The following is a 23,166-nucleotide window of genomic DNA, read 5'->3' as shown; positions in this document are numbered from 1 at the left end:
TATTCTAAATTGAACTAAAGTCTGAAATTTTAGACGACTATAGAATTTAATTGGATTCGTTTAATACCTCTTTGAAATAAGGTAAAAACGGTCAATTTCTTATTATTTCTTTTGTGGCACAAAAAAGCCCTGACTAAAAGCAGGGCTTTTTAACATTAGACAGGACAGAGTTTAAAATTTTATTTCTAACCCTACACCAGCATAATCATTTTCTACGTCAAGATTCCCGTTCTCATATTCCTCATGGGTAAGATAAGCAAAAACTTTTGATTTCTTACTAAGCTTATAATCCACGCCAACGTTAGAAGTTACTGCATCTTGATGAAGGATATCGGATTCACCTGCCTGAAGCTTAATAAAAGTTTTATCTGAGGCTTTAAACATAACAGAAACCAAAGAACCATCTTCTGAATTATCATTTTGTTCGTCACGCTCAAATAGTGCGCCCAGTTGCACAGGACCAAATGTAAATTGGCCAACAACACGCAGGACATTAATGTTTTCGCCCTCAACGTTACTATCGTAAGCTACAGCAACATAAACATTTTCCTGCTCATATGACAAAGATGAAGAGACACCGTTTTCAACGTTTTCTTCTTCAGAGTTCAAAACATTTACTTTTGCTTTAAATCCGCTGAAATCTGGAGAGGTATATTGAACACTGTTTTCTCCGCGATTTTCGCTACGTGTAATGACGCTTTTAATATCACCTTCAAGGTCATTAAACAGATCCACTTTTTTCTGAGCCTGCTTTAACGGAGTATCAAAATACCCTGCGATAAACTCACCAAACTCACCCTCGACGCCAATATAGGTATTTCTCTGCTTAAACAAGTCGTCAGAGTCACCGTCTTCGTCCACTTCAACTTCGACCTGATAAATACCGGTCAAACCACTGTCCAGACTGACACTACCCTTCACACCCAAGCGAGAAGCATTAGAAACCAGTTCAGTATAATTATCGTCATTTTCGGAAACATACTGCCAAGACAAATTAGCTTTACCGTAAAACTGGGGTTGATTAAGTTCACCTGCATTGGCAAAAACAGGCATTAAAGAAACAACAGCAAGAGAATGTAATATTTTATTCATTTCGCAGTAACAAATTGTCGGTATGATTAGGATAATGTAGGGGTAAGTTTACCCCTACAATTCGGCGGGCGAGGTTACCATAAATCCGCCCTGAAAATGCTACTTGTTTAGCAATTAGCTAAAAAAAGCAGACATTGAGTAAATTATAGACAAACTATGAAAATGTTGTCGGTAGGATATTTTTAAATCGTTGCTTACGTTCCACAACGTTGTTTGCCGACATAGTTCCAGGAATTTAACCCCTTCTGAATAAATCGGCCTGCTTCTTCTGGTGAGAACTCGCGCGTCAGAACCTTCTTAAACGCCTCAGCCACTAAGTCATTGTAACTTGGCGAGCCTTTATTAAGCCGGTCGGAGGTAAACAGACTCACAGTATAAGAATTATCTGCAAGCAAACTGGACATACGCCTGAGTATTGGGTTCGATATGGATATACTGCCACCGTAGGCAGGAATCTCTTTTACATATTCAGCAAATAATGTGGCAAACTCTTGAGTCGCCGTAAATTGAAGAGCTTTGTAGGCGGCCTCAGCACGAGAGGAGGTATGGTTCACCTGATAAGTGCCGTCACCCAAAGCATAGACTTTGGCAACTTTTCCAGGAACCGCCCAAAAGTCAAATTGAAAATCCGCATCAACCTCCCAAAAATTCGATGCAGGCCCGGTTTTCCAACCACCGTCAAAAGCCATCGCAGAGTTTCCAAGAGCAACACTGTTATTCATCCCAGCATAGCCCTCTTTCTCCCATTCAGTATTGAAATACCCTTTATCCCGCCAGGTTCCCATTACTCGAAAAATCTCGGTGTAGTTCCTATCGGTAAAACATGCCTGCCCTTTCTCCAATCGATCTGCAAATTCTTCTTCAACCAAACCGGCCATCATCACTTCGGATACAACTTGATTGAGCAGCCAGTTAGCCGATCCGGCAAGATGTAACGGTGTTACACCGTTTGATTTCAACTTCGCAAAATTTCGATCTAGCTCATCCAGACTACTAGGTTGGCCATCTATTCCAGACTTATTAACTTGTTTACGATTAACGAGCAATGACTGCAATTGCAGGGCAAAAGGTACACCGTAATACCGCCCATCCGGCCCCATAGAAGCCAGTAACGCGGCTTTATTGATGTCACTTACGTCGGCTTGGTTTGGCTTAATCAAGCCTTTGTCGATAAGCGGTTTTAAATTAGAGGCACCGGGAGACCATTGAAATAAATCTGCTTCGTCGTGCAACATCTCTATCGTAACGTGCGGTTTAAAAGACTCGTGAGCCTGGTAGCGCACCACTCTGACATTGATCTTTACGCCAGGAATCAAATTACGATTAGAGATCTCTTCCCACAAAACCTGCTCTTGAGCACGCCATGTGTAATAGTTAATCGTTGTTACAGCGCTAGCCTGTATGCTTGCAAAAATCAGTATCAGCAATAGCAAAGCATAGTGTCTCATTCAAACTCTCCCACCAAGCCAGGTTAGTCCAACTTAAATTTCTCAACAATGGATTCTAATAAATGGGCTGATTCAACCAGCTCATTCATACGGCTTTCATTTAACTCCGCACCCTTCTCGGTACTCTCAGCCAAATCCAATATTTTGGTAATGTTTTTCGTTACTTCTTCCGTAACAGCACTTTGTTCTTCGGATGCTGTGGCGATCTGCATGTTCATATCTTTTGTTTTTGTCATTATCTGCACAATATGTTCAATTTGTTCATTAATCGCTTGTGCTTTCTCAACGGATTGACCCGTTTTTTCCTGTGAACGGTTAATTGAAGTGACGGCTTGTTCTGAGCTTTCAAGCAAGGTTTCAATGTTCTGTTTTATTTCTTCGGTCGACTCTTGGGTTCGGCTCGCAAGCGTTCTCACTTCATCAGCCACAACCGAAAAACCACGACCATGCTCACCCGCTCTCGCAGCCTCAATTGCAGCGTTGAGCGCAAGTAAATTGGTTTGCTGGGCGATCGCATCAATCACTTGGAGAATTTCTTCAATTTTTCTCACATCATGATCAAGCTGTTCAATAACGGTTGAAGCGGAATCCATATCGCCTTTCAAAGTAACGGTCAGCTCTTTATTTTGTTGAATATGCTCCTGACCATGACTGGCATAATCATGAGCTTCAACCATTTCGTTAAAGGTATCCTGTGCAATATGGGAAACTTCTCGAATCGTCGCGGTCATTTCCTGCATTGCGGTAGCCACCATATCAATTTCTGACTTTTGCCCGGAAATGGCAGACTTGGTTTCTGTGGTCACAGCTTGGGTTTGTTCAATAGACTGCATGATGAAGTGAGACTGGTTTTTAATTGCTTCAATCATGTCTCGTAGATAGTTGCTTAGAGTATGAGCTGATGATCGTAAACGACCAAACTCATCATCAGAATGCTTACTTAAATCTTCCGTAAGATCACCAGTAGCCATTCGTTGTAATGCATTGAGAGTGCTGTATAACCCTTTACGAATACTTGAGATCAGTAATATGGCAATCACCACACCAAACAATATAGCGATGATACTAATAATTATAATAATTCGTTTATTCTCTGAGACCGAATCACTGGCATCCTCTGCAACGTTAGTGGAGAACTGCTGAGCAAACTCGTTCACGCCCTGCAACTCCTCACGTATTTCACCCAAAGCCTCCTGATTACTGGCCAGGTTTTTTGACAGAGTATCTTTTGTGGAAAGATGGAGATCCTTAACGTTTCCATAGCCTTCCAAACTACCAAACAGCCCTATTAAATCGCTGACTAGTTTATTCTGCTCTAATAGAGCACTACTCACATCAGGGGAACTTCTTTTTATTAATTCTCTTAACTTAAAAGCAAGAATGACATGTTCATCTAACCAAGCAGTATATTCATCGACAAATAAACGAAACTGCCCTATATCATTGGTGGTACTCACCAGTTTCACCAGAGATATCCCTTGAGAGACAGAAAACACACTGTCATCAACAATTTTTTTATCATTCCCGGTTATATTTAATGCACGAACTTTTTTAAAGATAGGAACACTCTTTTCCTGCAATTTTTTGACTTCGATATCCAGCGCTTTAAGCTCGTGCGCCATATCAAACGAAGAACGATAGACACGCATGGTCTGCGCAATTTCCGCAAAAACTTCAGGAACCTTAACCAGTAAAGCTCTTACCTGTTCTTGCTGCGCTTCAGTATTTTCTGTTTTCCTTAAACGCTCCATCAAGTCGTTCAAATTATTTTGATAATGGGTATTTACCCGGTTAAAGATTTCTTCTGATTGGTCTAACTCGTTAAGATCGGATGCATTGTAGTGACGGTACATTGCAAGGTTGACAGCGGCGAACGCAGTAGCAAGTTCAGTAGTATCTGAACTAATGGGCATAGCCTGACTAGTTACTTTTTGCAGGTTGTCATTGATACCTATAACACTGGCGATTCCGGTGTAGCCAATCCCAACCAAAAAGACTATCAACAATAAAAAACCGACACTGATACGCTGGATAACCGTTAATTTCATAGAAACTCTCTATTACCTAATGATCATTTGGCCACAGAGCAGCGGCACCTCTCCTGCTTAACTTCTCCTGTAAAGCTTTTCCAGTCGCTTTTTTAAACCATGCCTTATTAATAAGGTTTAGCACAGTTTGCCTATTACCGTCTTGCACGAGTCTTGTAGTCTCTAATCCGGTTATCGGCGAAATATCATAAAACATTATTTTGCTATAACTTTTTCGATTAGATTTTGTACAGATTAAATTAACTAAGGACAGATTTGGGTCAACATAAAGTATGAGAAAAAGAACAAAAAAGAGGAAAAAACGCTCAGAAAAACTAAAAAACAACCAATACTGACAGGGATTGCGCATTTTGTATGGCACTAAAATCAACATAAACCAATTTTATATAGCCAGACAGTCTAAAAAAAGTTGGGAATAAGGATTAATTGGCGAGCTTCCCTGCCCCTACACACGTAGAAGCAGAGAAAAGAGAAACGACTACTTACGGACACCTTCAACTGAAAGCATCAGCTCTACTTCAGCCGCTGTTGGACCAAGTTGAGGAACCAGGTTCAAACCAAAATCTGCCGGCTTAATCACTGCTCGCCCTTCAAAGCCCTCACGGTGCTCTTTCGGATCCCAGGGGGCAGCACCACCACCAATATGCTCAACGTCAATAGTGATCGACTTGGTGGTTCCGTAGAACGTCAGGTCACCGGTTAACTTGGCAGTTTTGTCACCGGTTGGCTCATAGTGTTTGGTCACAAATTTCGCTTTAGGATACTTTTTTACATCCAGATATTTGTCAGAACGAAGGTGTTTGTCCCGTTCAGCGTGGTTACTGTCTAAGCTCTCCATGTCAATTTCAACAGCAAAACGGGTGTCTTCCGGTTTTTTCGGGTCGTAGGAAAACTCGCCAGAGAAATCATTGAAACGACCATATAGCCAACTGTAACCCAGATGCTTAATTCGAAACTGGATAAACGCATGCGATCCTTTGGTATCAATCACATAACTTTCTGCCCAAAGTTGCGAAGAGCTCAGAGTGAGCAACACCAAAGCTATTCCAAATATTTGTTTCATTGTTATTTCCTCTTAAAGTTTTTGTTATAAACAAAATGAGACATTTTTATTCACGTGCTGACGAGTCACCTTTCGCCAACATACGCAGTAATGTCTTATCCCGATCAATAAAGTGATGTTTGACTGCCGCTAACGCGTGAAGTGCTGCCAAACCTATTAAAGAAAAAGCAATAATTTCATGAAATTCACCAGCGTAGTCTTCGAGTTGATCTATGCCGGTTATTAAGGCCGGTATTTCAAATAGGCCGAAGACTTCGAGACTCTGGCCTTTCGCTGTAGTAATGAGGTATCCGGTTGGAATCATGGTAAACATTAGCAAATATAAAAACACATGCACTGCTTTCGATAACCGTTTCTCCCAAGGTTTATGGGTTGTAATCGGTGTCGGCTGTTGTGATGAGAGGCGCCATATTATTCGGGCAAGTAGAACTGCCCCGAAAAGAATGCCCAGGCTTCGATGTAAATCCGGCCCTTTACGATACCAAGGATCGTAGTAATCCAGACCCATCATCCATAACCCTAAAATAAACAAGGTTATAATCATGCCCGCTGATACCCAGTGAAAAATCAGGGACAATATTCCATAGGAAGAAGAAGTGTTTTTTAGATGCATAAAACCAACAACGCCTCAAAGTTCTCTGAGGCGTTATTGTGCTTAGATTTCGTGATGTTTGAGTGAAATAGTTCTAAGAATGAATACTCTTTGTCACAACTTCATACACATCTTTTGATAGATCGGGAAGCTGTTCAATTTTCTGTAGTTCCGCAAGCATAAGTTTCTGCCTCCCTTCGTCAAACTTTTTCCATTTGGTCAACGGAGTTAACAAGCGTGCGGCAACTTGAGGGTTTTGACTATTTAGCTTACGGATTTGCTCACCCAAAAATCGATACCCTGAGCCACTCTTATCATGAAAACAAATCGGGTTTCGCATCGAAAAACCACCTATAAGCGCACGAAGTTTATTCGGATTTTTCAAATCAAATGCTTCATGAGTAAGCAGTTCGTTTACAGTTTTGTTGGTTTCTGGAATCGGTGCTGTTGATTGCACCGCAAACCACTGGTTGACAACCAAGGGTTCGTGTTTCCATTTGGCATAAAAACTCTCCAGCACTTCCTGTTTTAAATCTTTAAGTGATGCTTTGGAGGAATGCACAATTGCCTTTAACGCGCCATACTCATCCGTCATATTATTCGCGGTATAGAACTGCTCTTTACACAACTCAACATGCTCCGCAGAGGCATGTACCATTAAATAATGTAAGGCTGCATTTTTTAAACTGCGCCTGGCAATGGATGCCGAATCAACAGCAAATTCAGTTTGCTCATTCATACGCAGATAAGTAGACATAAATTCGTCTTTCAATGCTACGGCGAGCTTTCTTTCCACACGAGCACGGGCATGATGGATCAAATCCATATCTGCCACCGTTTGTAATTCAGCGATATAGCCTTCCGAAGGCAGCTTTAACATCAAAGCAACCATAGCCGGGTCCAGCGTTTCGTCCGTAAGTAAGCGTTTGTAACCCGTTATAATTTTTTCATCAACGGAAGGGGCCGGTTCCGTCGTTAATTCAGTCATAACTTCCTGGATAACCTGGATCGCCAACTCCTGACAGGCATCCCAACGACAAAAACCATCTTCATCACGACTCATCAGAGTCAGCAACTCATCACGGGAATAACGATAGCGCAGTTTTACAGGAGCAGAGAAATTTCTCAACAGAGAAGGCACGGGACACTCTTGCACATTCTCAAAGGTAAAACTTTGTTCAGCTTCAGTGATTTCCAATACACAGTGGGTGTTGTCATTGGTTTCCGGCGATACAACGCCATCACATTTAAGAGGTAATGCCCCGGCCTCACCAAGTAACCCCATAGCAACAGGAATATGGAACGGCTTCTTCTCTGCTGATTCAGAAGTCGCTCTACAACTTTGTTTAAAATTCAGAGTGTAAGTTTTTTGTTCTTCATCGTATTTCGATGTTACTCGCAGGTCCGGCGTACCAGCTTGTCGATACCAATTCATAAATTGGTCGAAGTCCCGCCCGGACACGTCACGCATCGCGGCCACAAAATCCTCAATCGTGACAGCCTGGCCGTCATGTCGTTCAAAATATAAATCTGAACCTTTGCGGAATAATTCAGGGCCAAGCAACGTGTGGATCATACGCACCACTTCCGCCCCTTTCTCATAGATGGTCAAGGTGTAGAAGTTGGATATTTCAATAAATGACGAAGGCTGAACGGGATGCGCCATAGGACCAGCATCTTCGGCAAATTGCATACTTCTAAGCAAAGAAACATCTTCCACTCGCTTAACCGTTCGTGACCCCATATCGGCAGAAAACTCAGCATCTCTGAAAACGGTGAAACCTTCTTTCAAACTCAGCTGAAACCAATCCCGACAGGTCACCCGATTGCCAGACCAGTTATGAAAATACTCATGGGCAACCACACCTTCGACGCGCTGAAAGGCTTCATCAGTTGTAGTTTCCTGAGCCGCCAAGACACAGGAGGTATTGAAAATATTTAACCCCTTGTTTTCCATCGCCCCCATATTAAAGTCGTCGACAGCAACGATCATAAAGATGTCCAGATCGTATTCTCTACCATAGACTTCTTCATCCCATTTCATCGCATTCTTTAACGAGGTCATGGCATGAGCACATTTTTTCTTATCTTTTTCTTCAACAAAAATCCGCAGTAAAACCTCTCGCCCGGAAGCCGTCACAAAGTGATCATCGATATGGATTAAATCCCCTGCGACCAGAGCAAATAAGTAACAGGGTTTTAAATGCGGATCGTGCCATACAGTTTTATGTCGACCATCAACTAATTTTTCTTCCTGAATTTTGTTACCGTTTGACAATAAAACAGGATATTGTTTTTTATCAGCAATAATAGTTGTTGTGAATTCACTCAATACATCAGGACGGTCAAGATAATAGGTAATCTTACGAAAACCCTCTGCTTCACACTGGGTGCAATACATCGTATTGGATTTATACAAGCCTTCCAGCGAAGCGTTATTTTGCGGATAAATTTTTGTTACACATTCAAATTCAAAGACATCCGGCACATCAGCCACAGTAAGAAACTCATCATCCTGATCGTACTCTTCCTGGCTAAGCAACCTGCCTGCAACCTTGACCGATACAAGTTCAAGTTCCTGACCATGCAAACGCAAAGGCTGGCCCGCTTGCTCCCGCTTTATCGAGAGAGTTGAGGTGACCAGGGTATATTCGTCTTCCAGCTCGAAAGTAAGCTGCGTTTTTTCAATAGAAAAATCAGGCTTCTTATAGTCTTTAAGGTAAATCGTTTTAGGTTGATTTTTTGACATGATAGATTCCGGAAAATTAGTCATCCGCCCACTTTAATGGCTTTTCTTGTTCTTCAGACGAATCACAGGGACTTTCTTTGGGAGGAACGTACCCTATTCTTTGATCTTCAGCGAGATACTTTGCATCATAGGCAATAATGGCCTGCAGACAAATTTCTTTTTGTTCTGCGGATAGCGGGTTTCCATCCGGCCACTTACCAATTTCAACTGCTGTTTTAAACTTTTCGTATATATCTGGCGTTACCGCCTCAAGCATTTTCTCTATGTACATACTCACCCACTAAACTTGTCGTTGAGGCCAGATAAGGCTGTATATTTTGGCTAAGGCAACCCCTCCAACCAAACCACCGAGGTGCGCCCAATTTGCGACGCTACCAGGAATAAATAAATCGATTAAACCGCTGAAGCCAAGCACCAGCCAAACAAACATAAACATGAAGATCCCCTGGGGAATCATTCTGTAAAAAGCCACCTGATGGAATTTGGCCATGTACCAGACAAACCCCATATAACCGTAGACCACACCGGATAAACCACCAAAATAGCCTGGCTCTTTCATCGAAAAATATTGAATCAGGTTTGATGTTAAGGCAATTAGCAAAAATAAAACAAGCGACTTAAACTTCCCGATATGCGCTTCGATCTTACTACCAAACTCCCAAATCCACAGGGTATTGAAAATTACATGCATCCACGAGAAATGCACAAATGCAGGCGTAATTAGCTTCCAGTAGTGATGAAAATGTGTCACTTCTGCAGAATGCACAAATAATAAATGCTTGGCTACCCACTCGCTTGAAACGAAATTTAAAATAATAAAACCGGCCCATCCAAGCAAGACAGTCAAAATACATATGGGAGAATGGAATAGTGTTGTTAAAAAGTTGGCAAAGAAGTTAGATGAAGCCCCTTGTCCACTGCGCCCAATAATATCAGAGGATGCAGCTTGAACTTCACCCTGCAAAATCTGGTTAATAAGAGGAATCGTATTCGGATCAGTAATCCAAAGAAGCTGCTCGCCCTGCTCTTCGGTAAAACGATGTGGAATATTATGCTGTGTTAACAACGCATCAATATCCGATAAATTCGCATCAAGTGGAAACTTGGCGTAACAAAACCATTCCATAATAAAAAACCAATCAGTTATTAACTGGGATCAACGTAAACCCATTCAAATTTTTCATCCCGCAGCTCGGTTTCACCATCATAACGATAGGCAGCCAAACGACCATATTTTACGGCGCTGTAATCCAGGCAGGCCACGTTCTTACGCAGGGGTTTGGGTTTACCGTGCAACCAGTAGTGCCCGATGAAAACGGGCGGTTGGTCAGCGGCATAAGAAAGGAGCGTACCGCGCTCACGCTCAACAAGCGGCTGGTCTAGCAAATCTTCCGGCAACGGATCTGGCTGAAAAACAACATCCTTATAAAATTCCGGCTGATGTGCCCAAAACTTGGTACGGAAGAAATTCCGCTCAATGCCATCTTTACTGCGAATAACGCGGTTATCCGGTAATTTAAGATCCGTTCCACGGGTTAAGCGATCGACGCACTCAAACTCAAAAGACTTTCGATCCAGACACGCGAGAATATAATCTTTATTTATCTGATTACCGTTATATTTCTCTTTAAACTGAGAGATATAGCGTTCATCCCAGCAAGCATGCACAACCCGAAAACCCGGCATTTCTAAAAACAAAGGCAGTGTCACAAACCAATCGAGAAAAACCCGCCACTCTTCTGGATATGGGGAGAATTGGGTAAGAGTTTCTGCAACCAAACGGTTATTTCGTACATTGTGTGGTCGAATAAACCGGGTTTCTTCCGACTCATGAACTTTAATTGGAGTTGTGTAACAGAGGATATTAAATTCGTGATTTCCCATAACACATTGAGCGGTGCCGGCATCCACCATTTTTTTAACAATGTGTAAGGTTTCCCGGATATGGGGGCCGCGATCAAGAATATCGCCGACAAAAATCGCCTGCCGCTGCTGGTGATGGAAGACACCGCTATCCAACCGATAGCCGAGTTTATCTAACAGTTTCTCCAGAGTGTTTGCACACCCATGAACATCACCAATTATGTCATAACCACTAAAGTTCACTACTACGCCTTTCGGTTATTTGGCTGCCTGACTAGCCCATCCTAATTTGGTTCGGCAAGTATCATAAAAATTATGGCCGACAGGATGAATTAATTGTAATTTTCTATCTGATTTTTTTACCAGAATTTCGTCCTCTGGCTGGGAAACAACGTGGGTTTGTCCATCACAGGATACATGTGGATTCAAATTGTTTACCTTACTGACCAATAACCTTACCTGACTATCGCCTGATACCACAATAGGACGACTGGTTAGTGTGTGGGGGTTCATTGGTGCCAAGATCATCGCGTTCAATTGCGGATGCATAATGGGGCCACCACAACTCAATGCATATGCCGTTGAACCTGTTGGTGACGAAATAATCAAACCATCAGAACGTTGCCGGTAGACAAACTCACCATCGATATAGAGTTCGAATTCGATCATACGGATAAACTTGCCCGGATGGATGACAACGTCGTTTAACGCCAAATCTTTGGATATTAACTCGCCATCCCGGTACACCTCGGAATTAAGCAAAAAGCGCTGCTCACTGGTGTACTCTCCTTCCAGGACTTCCCCGACTTTATATTCAATTTCATCCGGGCTGATATCCGTTAAAAAGCCAAGCCGACCACGGTTAATACCCAGTATTTTGACATCGAAGCCCGCAAACGCTCGTGCCGCTGCCAATAAGCTACCATCGCCACCAACAACAATAATGAGATCGCATTTCTTCGCCAGCACACTGCGTGGTTGAATTTTAAGCTCAGTTCCCGGCAAAACAGAGGAAGTTTCCTCGTCCAGAATGACTTCCACCGTCTTCTGCTTTGAAAGGTAGCTTACCAGGCGCTGAAGGGAGTATTGCGTACTCTCGCTCGCCAATCGCCCAATAAGGCCTATACACTTAAATTCACTCATTCCAGGTTCTCTGCCAAAAAATTGCTATTATAGAGCGCATCCGAATATCTGTCTGTGCCTAAAGTTCATGCCTATCATTCCCTGGCCACATTTTCCGTTTTCCATTCTCACTGTTGTTGATCTGGCATTTATTCTCTCATCTAACAACATTATTTACGATCTGGGCGGCATTCCCAGCCTTGAATACCCATTTAACCAAGACCAGAAAAGATGGTTGAGTGAGTTGGATACACACAAAAACGCGCAATTCCCAGAGAGAAAACACTTTTCCCGAGTGGGGTTATATTTTGAAGCCTTAATTGAATTTTTAACCACACGGGGTTTCGAGGATGGCATATTTCCGTACAAACTCATAAAAAAGAACCTTCAGGTTCAACACAACAAAGTGACCCTAGGTGAGTTTGATTTTATTTTAGCCGATAAAAATAACACACCTATACACTTGGAAACCGCGATTAAATTTTATTTGCTCAACGACCGGGTTTCACCAAACGAAACTGCACACTGGCTTAATTGGATAGGCCCCAACAGCAAAGACCGACTGGATTTAAAACTGCATCGCATGCAGAATCATCAACTACGATTGTCTTCGCACCAAGCCACCAAGGATGCACTTCATACGTATGGCGTCGACAGCGCAAACTTACAGATAAGGCATTTAATTAAAGGGTGTTTTTTTATTCACTTAAATCAAGCTACGCAACGGGAAGATTTGTTTCCTGAGAAATGTGAAAAATCTTGTGTGAGTGGTTATTGGTTGCGAAGATCCGAGCTTCAGCAAAAGCTCAAAACCAACGTGTTATCCATTTGCTTTTTACAGCGTACTGCCTGGATCACGGGGGACAAGGCGGCAATATTTTCTAATAATGCGGAAAACGAACTAATCCCGAATCAATGCATGGCGAGATTAACCCGCCAACCACATGTCATATTTCGTTTAATGATTGTTCCAGATCATTGGCCATCCGCCAATTAACTTGCCGCGGCCAGCTCACCGCCACGTAGAATGTGTCCTTCCTCAACCACCAGTTGATCAGACATTTTGGCACCGATATAACCGCCTTTTAAGGCCATTACGTTGTATCCTTGCTTGCCCAATAAAAAGGCGGCGGCCTGACTTCGTCGACCGGTATCGCAGTAACAGATATACAGTTTTTCCGGCGATAAAAGACGCTTTTTCATGCTCAACAAATTCAGTGGTACATTGGCTGAAAAAGCCAAATGTCCCAAAGAGTATTCATCGTCTGTTCGTACATCAATTAAAATAGGAGATTGCAGCATTTCTGCAATTTCCTTTTCGGTGACTTCCTCTATGGCGGGTTGTTTTAATAGCAGAAGAAAATCACTTTTCTCCAAACGCATCAACACCCCATCAGTTTTCATTTTAATGCTGGCATTACGCACGGTTTCGTTGACCAAAGCGTCTTCACCGAAACAACGTCCAATACCAATTTCCGCCACTTTTTCCGGTGCACTCTTTTCGTCATTTCTGACAAGCACATCCGCATCACCTTCTTTAATGAAGTAACAACAATCACCAATTTGCCCCTGACGAATAATTACTTCATCTTTATGCACAACCATCGGGGTCAATCGCGAAAATATCTGTTCAACATTGACGGGTGGAACTTTGAAAAATAAATTGGAATTTAAAACGGTTTGCATCCATTCAACATCCTCATCCAAATCCCGCTCTATTGCGATTTCTGACAATAAGTATTCGGCAATCTGACTCCAGCTTAAGGTGCGATCCAGACGCTCGCTGTCGATACGCAAGATTGTACTGTCTCTGTCCACAACCGCCTTACATGGTCGAGGCTGCTGATGGGCAATGGGTAACATGGTGTCTCTCGCCCGTACAAGCTCCTTGTAGCCATTTTCATATTCCAGCATGACTTGGCCAGAGATAAGAAAAATATGCTGCCTGTCGTAGCTGCCGTACTCAAATAAGGTCTGACCGGCAAACACGCTTTGCACGGCGATATGATTAAACAGATCCTGTAAGAAGGACGGTTTTAACGCTTTTAACGGCACCAAAGTACCCGCGGTACTCAAGGCATCCAGATCCTGCTGACTCTTCATTCTGGGGGAACTCATATCATTAAACATCGCTCATCCTTTGTTCTAGCTGTGGAACGCCTCGCCGCCCTTGCAAACCACCGGAATGCAGGGCCACAATTTTGGTTCCCTCCTTCCAATAGTCCTGTTCAGCAAGCTGGCAAATAGCCCACATCAGCTTACCGGTGTACACCGGGTCCAGTAGAACCCCTGTCGATGTTTCAAAATCTCGCATAAAATTCATTAAGTATTGCGGAAATTTGGCATAACCGCCGCAATGATAACCATAGTTAATTATTAGATTAGTCGAAGATAGCCCATGTTGAGCAAATACCGAGCTCAAATAAGCATCAAACATGCCCTCGCCTTTTAAGGCGGAAACCCCCAACAAGGGTATTTCCTCAGCCATACCAATTCGCACGCCGGCAAGGGTAGTTGCTGTTCCACACGCCATACACACAACACCATTCTTCCCCTGTAGGTACTCACCCAGGACGCGCCCTAGACCGATACATCCTGTAATCCCCTGAGATCCAGAACCACCTTCCGGCACCCAAAAACACTTTCCGAGGCGCGATTCTAACGTATCTTGAAAAAAAAGCTCGTGGCGATTCTGGTAATCCGACCGAGAAACAAACTCCAGGCGCATTCCCATTTCCTCTGCATCCTGCAAACTAGGGTTTAATGGCGTTGTTCTCTCACCACGAATAACCCCGACGGTGGGTATTCCCAACAGTTTTCCAGCTGCTGCTGTGGCGTGAATATGGTTTGAATAGGCTCCACCAAATGTCGCCAACGGCGGCTTTGTCCTGGATTCAAAACAGAACTGCTTATACGCCTGGAGATGCCCCCAGAGCTTATAAAATTTATTCCCACTGATATTGGCGTCCAGCTGGTCTTCTCTTTTAACCACCAGCGACAGGCCACGCTTCGCCAGCACAGGAAAGCTAACCTCCTGAAAAGGGGTACATCTGGAAATAACATCTGGTTCAATATCTAACCAGTCTGGAGGGAGAAAACTTTTATGCACCTGCACGAACGAGCTTGGTAGCCCCTTGAAGGTCTTTGTGCGTTGCGCAACGGTCACCGTCACCAAGAATAAAGTCTACGGGAGAATTAATACGTGGAATATTGGCACCACAGATGGAACCATCCGCCCCTTTACAGTTGCAGACCGGTGCTTGGTAATGGGCTAGCCAAGCGATGTAGTGCTGCTCATTCACGCCACAGTGTTTTGCCGCATAGACAGCAGGGCTTTCCATAAAAGTAGAGACATCGGTTGCAGGAATGGTGATATGGCCAGCCCCAGGCTGATAGGTCACAAAGCTAATGCCTTTAGAGACCATCTTTTCCAGAAGCTGGTCGCCACTATTGGAAATCAGACTATGATTTTCTTCTCTCAGGTGAGCAATCTCCACCTGAAGATGGGCTTCCTGCTCGTTACGATAAAGCAATTCGACTTCTCGCATCTGCAAAGTCTCTTTTACTTCTTTTACCGCCGACTCGATTTTGGCCGCCATTTCGGCTTCGTAATTCTCTCGTAAGCGCTCGATATGAAACTCTTCCGCGCCCTGAGCCTGCTCAAGCTTATGCTCGAAGTACTCTCTTAAACCTTCGATCTTCTTTGCCTGCCCGTCGATGGTTTCTTTCAACTGAGCATTTTTTTCTTTCTCTTCATGAAGAATACGGTCTTTTTCTTCCAGCATTGCCCGGTATTCGTCAAGCCGTCGAGTATGCTCAGCTTTAAGTTCCTGAATGCTCTTCTCACTTTCCGTAGTTAAGGTGGAGGCTTTTAATCTCTGCTCTCGCAGCATCTGCGCCATATGATCGCGAAATTCTTTTTCGTATTCCTTTCGCAAACGGTCAAACAGGCTCTTCTCGAGAAGATCACTACTCATGCCCGATTTAACGGAGTGGCCGGCGGGAAAACCCACTTCGTGATCCGTTCTGTATAGGTCTGGCTCACGGAACTGAATGGCAAGTTTATTTCGCTTACAAGCAGTATGAAGTTGTTTGAGCTGCCCCTTCCCCATACGCAGGTCGGGATCCCATAAGAAGTCACGGAAGTGCTGAATTGGGCATTGACTGGAGCAAGCCAGACGAATTGGGCCTGATCCCAAATCTGGACCCGCTGTAGCAGCCCGCGCCAGTTGATCTAAAGGCAAGTTCCAGGAAGGATCAACCTCCCCCTTTTTAGTGAACGACACATGGAAGAAAACCGCAGAACGAACTTCGAAGTCAGAGTCAATTTCAGCATAAACAGCTTTAGCCGACCGGCCAGCCCATTCAGCTGCGGGAACGTATCCGTCCAAAACAGCTTCAAACTCTGAATAATGCATCTCCTTCGCGACCTTACCATCATCGCCAAAGAAGAAAATTCCGGGTGCAAGTTCGTCGTAATCGTGAACCAAAAGAAACGCCTTAATCTAAGTGAGATACACGTACTGAACTAAATTATCGGACATTATTTTTGTTTTAAATGTGACGGGCTCTCAAATATTAAGATCAAATGCTAATTAAAAGGTATTTTTGTTATATTTCGCACATCTGGAGAGAAAAAGTTTCGCGAAAAAAACTTATTTTTAGCGAAAACAGGAGGGAAACAAGCGTTTAAATCTATAGGTCAGAACGGAATACTATAAAGGGGTTAGTTCGTCTTACACTTCTGCATAGTCATCAACAAAACGATCATCATCAAAATCATCATCAAATTCGTTTTCCAGCATACCTATCTCAATCAGCTCTTCCAAATAATCTTGCATAAAGCACCTCAAATAATTTTTTTTAAAACGTTAATTAGATTTTAGATGCATAAAATGACTGTTATTTGACAAATACTAGAATAATTGGTGAAGTCGCAACTTTATGCATTAACTCCAACGCCATTCAAATTCAGGTTGTGCCAACTCTTCCCAAAAAACCTTTGTAAAAATGACAGTATTCCCACATCGCTCTTTGAAGTGGACACCAGATAAGCCAAAAGGTTTTTCAAAAAACTAAAATGGAGAAGGGACAAGTTTTATCATTGATAAAATATTGAACGTACCTGACTACACGCCCCACTTCTATCCAACTCAGCCTATTCAATGTGATGAGCCATCACCTTACAAACAAGCTGTTCCCCTTGAAATTAGCTTTCAACACGACTGGAGTGTGGCCTGGAATGATTTTTAGGTTGTGCGCCAGACATAAAACTCAAAACGCTAAAACTGAGCAGTATTAACGTCTCTGTTTTTCAAATTGCAGGCAATAAAAAAGCCTGTACTGTAAAGTACAGGCTTTTTTTAATATGGCGACCCGGAAGGGACTTGAACCCTCGACCTCCGGCGTGACAGGCCGGCATTCTAACCAACTGAACTACCGGGCCGCAGTAGTTTCTTCATTACAAATTCCTAACGGAATTTGGTGGGTGGTACAGGGGTCGAACCTGTGACCTACGGCTTGTAAGGCCGTCGCTCTCCCAACTGAGCTAACCACCCATTGTGAAGAGGGGCGCATTCTACCGAAATAAGACGCCATGTCAACAATTACTTTCAGCTATACATACCAAGCCATGACCTGATTAAAAACTAATCGCTACACCCCCATATCGAGAAATAACCATTATGACGATCGAACATTTTTTTGCTCATGCAAATATTACCGATCAACCTCGTCTTATCATCAAATCAAGTAAAAGCTTGATACGGCCGACACCAATGTTAACCCCCAGCTCTCGAAGAACAGATTACCGGCTGTGAACCCGCGGCGACACCTAAAATTTGATTTTGGCACTTAAGTATTAATTGTTTTATATTACTGCTTTACATAGAAACCCGAGCCACCTAATACCAACCGCGAGTACCGGAGATCTCATGCTGAATAGCTTACGAGTGAAACACTTCCCCCTGTTGTTAGTTGCTATAACGATATCCACCATCTTAGGGTGTAAAACAATCAAGCAAGAAACGGTAAAACCGTTATCAGTCGGCACATTCCTCACCGATACAACAGGCAGTAAACTGGTCGATGGCGGACAAGTAGATCTCGAAAATGCAAAAGTCTGGAACATTCCTCTAGACCAGAAACCACAATGGTTACTGTACACAACGTTAAATGGCCAGGCGGTTTTGGTTGCGACATTGGAAGATGGGTCTGCCAAAGCATGGGTCAATAATGGAGGGGAGCCTCACCCCCTGGAACTGACTTTCCAAAGCAGTGGAAAGCACGTAACTGAAACAAAAAACGCCTTTCTACTCAATTCTGCGGTTGTTCCACCGGTAACGTTTGTCAAAAATTCAAAAGTGCATATTGAAGTTCCCCCCAAGGACATGTCTCCTCATTCCGTTCATGCGCTTTTACCCAAAAGTGGTAAGACAGCGTATATCCGTAAGGACGGAGCTTTAGTCATTCAGGGTAATGGAACCAATAGCGAGCTAATGGTAAATGCCCTTCCCGATGCCCGAATCCTTGTCGATCAGAATGACAAGATTGCGCTTTACGCTGCGCCTACCAACAGGTACCAGCATGCGGTTCTGGGCGATGATATCGAATCTGCGCGTTTACTCGTGATAGAAACGGGGACTGAAAATAAGGTAGTCACAACGATTGAATTGGAAAGCCCTTATGTTTTTGAAGGCTTAGCGCCGCTTTGGGCGGATATTCACGAATCAGAAGGCCGCGAACTTATCACCACCATCAGCCATATTGATATGGGTTCCTATCTTGCAGTGTACAGCGAAGCTGGAGAACTGCTTGCCAAAGGGCCAGCTATTGGAACGGGTAACCGATGGCGGCATGTTATTTCTGCAGATACAAAAAGCAATTCTATTGGCGTTGTTTCCATGCCTCATGGGCCAGGGGACGTGGAACGCTATGAAATGAAGGACACCACCCTTGAAATTGCTCAAGCGAACTGGACGCAATATACCTCACATGCAATGCACTCACGCAATCTTGGCAGAGGCTTGGGGTTCCACACCCCCAAGGGCGAGTTTGAAATGGTGCTGGTCAACCCCACTCGAGATACCATTGCACTGCATAGTATGAATCCCGTCGAAGTTATCGCAACAGCTCCCGTAGGTGGAGAGCTTATTAGCAACATTGTTGGCGTGGTTGACGCAGGTGGAAACACATTTTTGGCGGTTGGTTCGGACTCAGGGATACGAATTTGGCAAAGCGCCCCGAATAAGATCATCCCCAATTAAGAGTCTCCCGAATAACTGACTGATTAGACAGAACGAATTATGGGGGATCTACGTCAAAGGTAATTCAAACATCTTTGCTGTTGTGGCTTTCCCCCAGATATCCGTTGAACCGCCAAGAACATAGAGCTTGCCATCGACAAAAACCGCACCGTGGCCATGCCGAGGTGAAGGTGTGCCATGGTCATTCAAACGTTGCCATTGCTGTGTTTTAAGTGAATAGAGCCATAGCTCGCCGTAAGTTTTGCTAACAAGCTTGGGTTCATTATTATCGTCCATGTCATAACGATAGTACTCCCCGCCGAATACAAATAAGTCGTCGTTATAGGCCGCGCAAGCTAATCCTGCGCTGGGAATGGGCATTGGGGGTAAGGTCTCCCACGAATCCGTTTTGGGGTTATAACACTCGAACAAACTCTGGTTTTTGGGTTCAGCGCCATCTAATCGCCCTCCTGCAACATATATTTGCCCATTAACAACGCAACTGGCAGCAGAGTTCCTCGCTAACTTAAGTGGTGCTGCTTGGTACCATCTGTCTCCATCCAATACCCAATGGCTTGAAGTATCCTGCAGCTTCCCGTTTTTAATTGCACGCCCACCAATAACATGAACCTTGTTTTCATACGCGGCATAAACCGATTCGCCTTGAGCTTGTGGTAATGGTGTATGAGAAAGCCAATCCCCAGAAAGGGAATCCAGTACAAAACAGTCCGCTTTGATTTGCCATGCGTTGCTAGCATCTGCGGCAAAGCCGCCTACCCCAAATAAGTTCGAGCCTGTTGCCGCAAGGCCTAAATGATGCCGTGCGCTGGGGAGCTCTGGGCCGGATGTCCATTGAGCACTGCGAGGATCAAAAACATGCATATGCGACGATGCGCTGAGCGGCCCCATGGTTCCTACTCCATCTCTGGCAACTTCAAGAGCACCCGCTACGCAAATGTGATTTTCAAATAGCGCGGGATACATTTCCTGCATAGCGTTGGGTAACGAAGGACTCGCTTGCCATTGGTATCGTCTTGTGTTGCCGGATAACGCCAAGTGGCATGCAGGGAAAGCGGAGACAAAGCTTAATCCCGCAATGGATTTTAAAAACGTTCTTCTGTGCATAGATGTTTTATCGGGCACTTGCATAAGTGCTGTGCAGTGTTTCGTGTCTTACGCTGGCGTGTAAATTCAGTGGCGGGATGATAGATGAATGGGGTGAAATTTGGGTTAAGTCAAAGCGAGGAGACGGGGGTTAAAAATTGCATTTTCATGGCCCCCTTACTTAAGATCTCATGGAGAGAGGACCATTGATTTAGACGAAACAAAAAAATTAATCACGAAAATTTGTGATGTTGACATATGTCTTTTTCTTAGCCATCTAGGCCAATGTAATAGTCGACAAGGATGCATTTTAAAAATCTAAAACTCGACCGACATAAAAAGCTGAAGCCCATCTATTTAAGCTTAGAAAAGCCTTAAAAAACCTTTATGAGGTAATTAAAACTGAAAAATTAAAAGAACAGTCTCTTACGACGAACAATTCACTGATCCAGGTTTTGTTCTTTAAGTAGTCAAAAACTGCATGTTTGGCTTTTTAGATTTTTTGTCTATGTTTGACCAAAGTTGAACACCGATTTTTACCCCCCCCCAATGCACATACCCCTATGAGCCTCACAGAGGACCAAACTGAATTTTTAAACCTAACCAGTTTCGTGAACAGAATAAAGCTATGGCCTCAACCCCTTATAGAGTTATACACTAGGTGTCAGTTGCGAACACAAACAAGAATATGCGCTACTCAAAACGAAAAACGGTATCAACCAATGCTTCATCCCCCGTCTTCGCATGGTTGGGGATTAGCCTGCCTTTTTTCCTGTATCCCTCGCCCTCGCATGCTGACCCATTCATCCGAGAAGGAATGGCATACACTCTACTGATCTGTGCGTTGATTCTGATTGTGCTTCAAGCAGGAATCATCATGCTTTTATCCAAACGTAACAGGGAGCTGGAAAAAAAGCCTGGCAGCAATAACCCACAACCCCAAATCCTGGCGAAAACGAAACAGCAGCTTTACCGGGAAATAGCCAGGCATGAAGCTACCGAAGAACTCTTGCGCGAAACGCAAGAATATATGCAGTGTATCGTCAACTCCATGCCCTATGTTCTTGTGGGAATCACCCCCGATGGTTATGTCACCCACTGGAATAACGCAGCAGAAAAAGCAACTGGCCTCCCGGCAGAGGAAGCGCTTGGCGCTCATGTGAATCAGGTTTACCCCAATCTACCCATAGATGTGGAAACCATTGAATCCATATTTTCCAGCGGCCTCCCCTTCCATAAGGAAAACGTCCAGGAAGGACAAGGCTCCAATGCCACATTTATCGACATCACTTTATTTCCATTAAACGCTGTCGACATCGCCGGAGCAGTAATTCTGGCGGAGGATGTAACCAAGCGTGTGCGCGTCGAAAGTATGATGATCCAAAATGAAAAAATGCGAAGTCTTGGGGAGCTTGCAGCTGGCCTTGCCCACGAGATCAACAACCCGCTATCGGGTGTTCTGAATAATGTACAAAATATATTTCGCAGAACATCTCTTGAATTGGAAGCGAACAAACGAATTGCTGACGAACTGGGTATTGAGCTACCCAAATTGCAAGCCTATCTCGAAGCTCGCGGAATATTTGGCTTCCTGGAAAAAATTCGGGAAGCCGGTGATAGAGCCGCCCAAATCGTTACCAACATGCTGGAGTTTTCCAGAAACAACAATAGCACCCACGTAGCAACCAACCTCCTCCATCTGGTAGAGCATTCATTACAACTGGCACAAAACAACTTTGAACTTGAAACCGCAGAGGGCGTAGAAATCCCCCGCGTTGAGCTGAATGCCCAGAAGGACCTTCCCCTAGTAGTCTGCTCATCCAGCGAAATCCAACAGGTGTTGCTCAACCTGCTATCCAATGCCGCCCAGTCATTTCAATCAAACGAATATGGTCCACCACTCGAACCAGTTATTCGAATCAATCTTTCAACACAGAACAATACAGTGATACTGGAGGTTTCTGATAATGGGCCAGGTATTCCTGAACCCGTGCAAAAGCATATTTTTGAGCCTTTCTATACAACAAAGGATGTAGGCAAAGGCACTGGATTAGGTTTATCTGTTTCGTATTTTATTATTACAGAGCATCATCAAGGAACGATTCAGGTTGAATCAAAAGCAGGAGAAGGAACCTGCTTTACTATAAAACTCCCTATATCCCCATCCCCAAATAGGCTCCCTCATATACATCCAACACAACATTAGGATTAGACGCTCTTTTTAACACCGCAATAACCACCATCAAGATAAAGTAATGGTGCGGCTTCACGATCAGTAACCTGCACACCACATATATCGCCAATATAGATGTTATGAGTACCGTAGACATGTTTAGCTGATAACGAACAAATAAATACAGACTCAGCATCGGCGAGATATGGCAACCCTGACTCCGGCGCAGTATGCCAATCACCAACAGAGAATCGCTTGTCACTGTCTTCCGACGAAGCACAAACCTGGGAGATTTGTTGCTGGCTTTCGTGCAGAACGTTTACTGAAAAAAAGTTGGATTCCGCTATAACACTATTAATTCGAGCATCTTTATGAATGCAAACCAATAAAGATGCTGGCGTATCAGATAGAGATGTCACCGAACTAGCCGTCATGGCACACTTTCGCCCATCACTTCCACGAGAAGCGATAATTGACACGCCTGACGCCAACCGTCTCATACCGGTTTTCATAGCTTGTGCTAAATCTTGAGTAAGCATGCTATTCATAGATAATACTCATTTGAACCAAAATGGCCGCCCATTATAACTAAACGAGACATAAAACCTAGCGGATTGACCTGCATCAATCGAGTTAATATAGGTGCTCTCTAAACTTGCAAAAGAATC

18 protein-coding genes and 2 tRNA genes are annotated in these 23,166 nt (G+C 43.7%); 3 read left to right on the top strand and 17 right to left on the bottom strand.

Annotated features, from left to right (window positions below; all coding sequences use genetic code 11):
• Positions 1-171 precede the first annotated feature (171 nt).
• The 10 genes from P5V12_RS07845 to P5V12_RS07800 form a co-directional block, all read right to left on the bottom strand.
• Positions 172-1,092, bottom strand: coding sequence for a porin (locus tag P5V12_RS07845; RefSeq protein ID WP_316956795.1), 921 nt, complete (start codon positions 1,090-1,092; stop codon positions 172-174).
• Positions 1,093-1,286: 194 nt separating this feature from the next.
• The gene (locus P5V12_RS07840; RefSeq protein ID WP_316956794.1) at positions 1,287-2,540 is read right to left on the bottom strand and encodes an ABC transporter substrate-binding protein; all 1,254 of its coding nucleotides are present in this window, start codon (positions 2,538-2,540) and stop codon (positions 1,287-1,289) included.
• A gap of 23 nt (positions 2,541-2,563) precedes the next feature.
• Positions 2,564-4,588 (bottom strand): methyl-accepting chemotaxis protein, encoded by a 2,025-nt coding sequence (locus P5V12_RS07835; protein WP_316956793.1) that lies wholly within the window; start codon positions 4,586-4,588, stop codon positions 2,564-2,566.
• A 478-nt stretch (positions 4,589-5,066) separates the two neighbouring features.
• Complete coding sequence (locus P5V12_RS07830; protein WP_316956792.1) at positions 5,067-5,651, bottom strand: YceI family protein; 585 nt, start codon at positions 5,649-5,651, stop codon at positions 5,067-5,069.
• Between the two features lie 46 nt (positions 5,652-5,697).
• Positions 5,698-6,264, bottom strand: coding sequence for a cytochrome b (locus tag P5V12_RS07825; protein WP_316956791.1), 567 nt, complete (start codon positions 6,262-6,264; stop codon positions 5,698-5,700).
• A 73-nt stretch (positions 6,265-6,337) separates the two neighbouring features.
• On the bottom strand, positions 6,338-8,992 hold the full coding sequence (gene pepN, locus P5V12_RS07820) for an aminopeptidase N (protein WP_316956790.1): 2,655 nt from the start codon (positions 8,990-8,992) through the stop codon (positions 6,338-6,340).
• A 16-nt stretch (positions 8,993-9,008) separates the two neighbouring features.
• Positions 9,009-9,263, bottom strand: a complete 255-nt coding sequence (locus P5V12_RS07815; protein WP_316956789.1) for a YeaC family protein — start codon at positions 9,261-9,263, stop codon at positions 9,009-9,011.
• A 9-nt stretch (positions 9,264-9,272) separates the two neighbouring features.
• Positions 9,273-10,118, bottom strand: a complete 846-nt coding sequence (locus P5V12_RS07810; RefSeq protein WP_316956788.1) for a rhomboid family intramembrane serine protease — start codon at positions 10,116-10,118, stop codon at positions 9,273-9,275.
• 20 nt (positions 10,119-10,138) lie between these two features.
• Complete coding sequence (locus P5V12_RS07805; RefSeq protein ID WP_316956787.1) at positions 10,139-11,098, bottom strand: metallophosphoesterase; 960 nt, start codon at positions 11,096-11,098, stop codon at positions 10,139-10,141.
• Positions 11,099-11,113: 15 nt separating this feature from the next.
• Positions 11,114-11,998: an NAD(+) kinase gene (locus tag P5V12_RS07800; RefSeq protein WP_316956786.1), complete on the bottom strand. Its 885-nt coding sequence runs from the start codon at positions 11,996-11,998 to the stop codon at positions 11,114-11,116.
• A gap of 67 nt (positions 11,999-12,065) precedes the next feature.
• On the opposite strand from P5V12_RS07800, the gene P5V12_RS07795 reads away from it, so the two are divergent.
• Positions 12,066-12,974 carry a DUF1853 family protein gene (locus P5V12_RS07795; protein ID WP_316956785.1) on the top strand — a complete coding sequence of 303 codons (909 nt, stop codon included), beginning with the start codon at positions 12,066-12,068 and terminating at the stop codon, positions 12,972-12,974.
• Here the strand turns inward: P5V12_RS07795 and P5V12_RS07790 are convergent.
• The 5 genes from P5V12_RS07790 to P5V12_RS07770 form a co-directional block, all read right to left on the bottom strand.
• Entirely contained in the window at positions 12,971-14,107 is a 1,137-nt protein-coding gene (locus P5V12_RS07790; protein WP_316956784.1) for a cyclic nucleotide-binding domain-containing protein, read from the bottom strand. The genes P5V12_RS07795 and P5V12_RS07790 overlap by 4 nt on opposite strands.
• Positions 14,100-14,996: a 1-aminocyclopropane-1-carboxylate deaminase/D-cysteine desulfhydrase gene (locus P5V12_RS07785; RefSeq protein WP_316956783.1), complete on the bottom strand. Its 897-nt coding sequence runs from the start codon at positions 14,994-14,996 to the stop codon at positions 14,100-14,102. The genes P5V12_RS07790 and P5V12_RS07785 overlap by 8 nt, the downstream gene beginning before the upstream one ends.
• A gap of 82 nt (positions 14,997-15,078) precedes the next feature.
• Positions 15,079-16,467 (bottom strand): sodium:proton antiporter, encoded by a 1,389-nt coding sequence (locus P5V12_RS07780; protein ID WP_316956782.1) that lies wholly within the window; start codon positions 16,465-16,467, stop codon positions 15,079-15,081.
• An 879-nt stretch (positions 16,468-17,346) separates the two neighbouring features.
• Positions 17,347-17,423 (bottom strand) — tRNA-Asp (locus P5V12_RS07775).
• 36 nt (positions 17,424-17,459) lie between these two features.
• Positions 17,460-17,535: transfer RNA gene (locus P5V12_RS07770), tRNA-Val, on the bottom strand.
• A 375-nt stretch (positions 17,536-17,910) separates the two neighbouring features.
• On the opposite strand from P5V12_RS07770, the gene P5V12_RS07765 reads away from it, so the two are divergent.
• The gene (locus tag P5V12_RS07765) at positions 17,911-19,242 is read left to right on the top strand and encodes a hypothetical protein (RefSeq protein ID WP_316956781.1); all 1,332 of its coding nucleotides are present in this window, start codon (positions 17,911-17,913) and stop codon (positions 19,240-19,242) included.
• Between the two features lie 48 nt (positions 19,243-19,290).
• Here P5V12_RS07765 and P5V12_RS07760 read toward each other — a convergent pair whose 3' ends face one another.
• The gene (locus P5V12_RS07760; protein ID WP_316956780.1) at positions 19,291-20,346 is read right to left on the bottom strand and encodes a Kelch repeat-containing protein; all 1,056 of its coding nucleotides are present in this window, start codon (positions 20,344-20,346) and stop codon (positions 19,291-19,293) included.
• 667 nt (positions 20,347-21,013) lie between these two features.
• Here P5V12_RS07760 and P5V12_RS07755 point away from each other — a divergent pair.
• Positions 21,014-22,531 (top strand): two-component system sensor histidine kinase NtrB, encoded by a 1,518-nt coding sequence (locus tag P5V12_RS07755; protein ID WP_316956779.1) that lies wholly within the window; start codon positions 21,014-21,016, stop codon positions 22,529-22,531.
• A gap of 2 nt (positions 22,532-22,533) precedes the next feature.
• On the opposite strand, the gene P5V12_RS07750 is transcribed toward P5V12_RS07755, so the two are convergent.
• Positions 22,534-23,046: a flavin reductase family protein gene (locus tag P5V12_RS07750; RefSeq protein WP_316956778.1), complete on the bottom strand. Its 513-nt coding sequence runs from the start codon at positions 23,044-23,046 to the stop codon at positions 22,534-22,536.
• Between the last annotated feature and the right edge of the window lie 120 nt (positions 23,047-23,166).

The sequence above is a fragment of the Teredinibacter sp. KSP-S5-2 genome, assembly GCF_032773895.1.
In the GTDB taxonomy this organism is placed as follows: Bacteria; Pseudomonadota; Gammaproteobacteria; order Pseudomonadales; family Cellvibrionaceae.
This window is presented reverse-complemented; position numbering and strand designations above follow the sequence as displayed.

Coding starts and splice junctions, on each gene's coding strand:
- P5V12_RS07790 (WP_316956784.1), bottom strand. CDS start 14,107: ATGTTTAATGATATGAGTTCCCCCAGAATGAAGAGTCAGCAGGATCTG.
- P5V12_RS07815 (WP_316956789.1), bottom strand. CDS start 9,263: ATGTACATAGAGAAAATGCTTGAGGCGGTAACGCCAGATATATACGAA.
- P5V12_RS07810 (WP_316956788.1), bottom strand. CDS start 10,118: ATGGAATGGTTTTGTTACGCCAAGTTTCCACTTGATGCGAATTTATCG.
- pepN (WP_316956790.1), bottom strand. CDS start 8,992: ATGTCAAAAAATCAACCTAAAACGATTTACCTTAAAGACTATAAGAAG.
- P5V12_RS07795 (WP_316956785.1), top strand. CDS start 12,066: ATGCCTATCATTCCCTGGCCACATTTTCCGTTTTCCATTCTCACTGTT.
- P5V12_RS07845 (WP_316956795.1), bottom strand. CDS start 1,092: ATGAATAAAATATTACATTCTCTTGCTGTTGTTTCTTTAATGCCTGTT.
- P5V12_RS07800 (WP_316956786.1), bottom strand. CDS start 11,998: ATGAGTGAATTTAAGTGTATAGGCCTTATTGGGCGATTGGCGAGCGAG.
- P5V12_RS07760 (WP_316956780.1), bottom strand. CDS start 20,346: ATGCACAGAAGAACGTTTTTAAAATCCATTGCGGGATTAAGCTTTGTC.
- P5V12_RS07765 (WP_316956781.1), top strand. CDS start 17,911: ATGCTGAATAGCTTACGAGTGAAACACTTCCCCCTGTTGTTAGTTGCT.
- P5V12_RS07830 (WP_316956792.1), bottom strand. CDS start 5,651: ATGAAACAAATATTTGGAATAGCTTTGGTGTTGCTCACTCTGAGCTCT.
- P5V12_RS07835 (WP_316956793.1), bottom strand. CDS start 4,588: ATGAAATTAACGGTTATCCAGCGTATCAGTGTCGGTTTTTTATTGTTG.
- P5V12_RS07840 (WP_316956794.1), bottom strand. CDS start 2,540: ATGAGACACTATGCTTTGCTATTGCTGATACTGATTTTTGCAAGCATA.
- P5V12_RS07755 (WP_316956779.1), top strand. CDS start 21,014: ATGCGCTACTCAAAACGAAAAACGGTATCAACCAATGCTTCATCCCCC.
- P5V12_RS07825 (WP_316956791.1), bottom strand. CDS start 6,264: ATGCATCTAAAAAACACTTCTTCTTCCTATGGAATATTGTCCCTGATT.
- P5V12_RS07750 (WP_316956778.1), bottom strand. CDS start 23,046: ATGAATAGCATGCTTACTCAAGATTTAGCACAAGCTATGAAAACCGGT.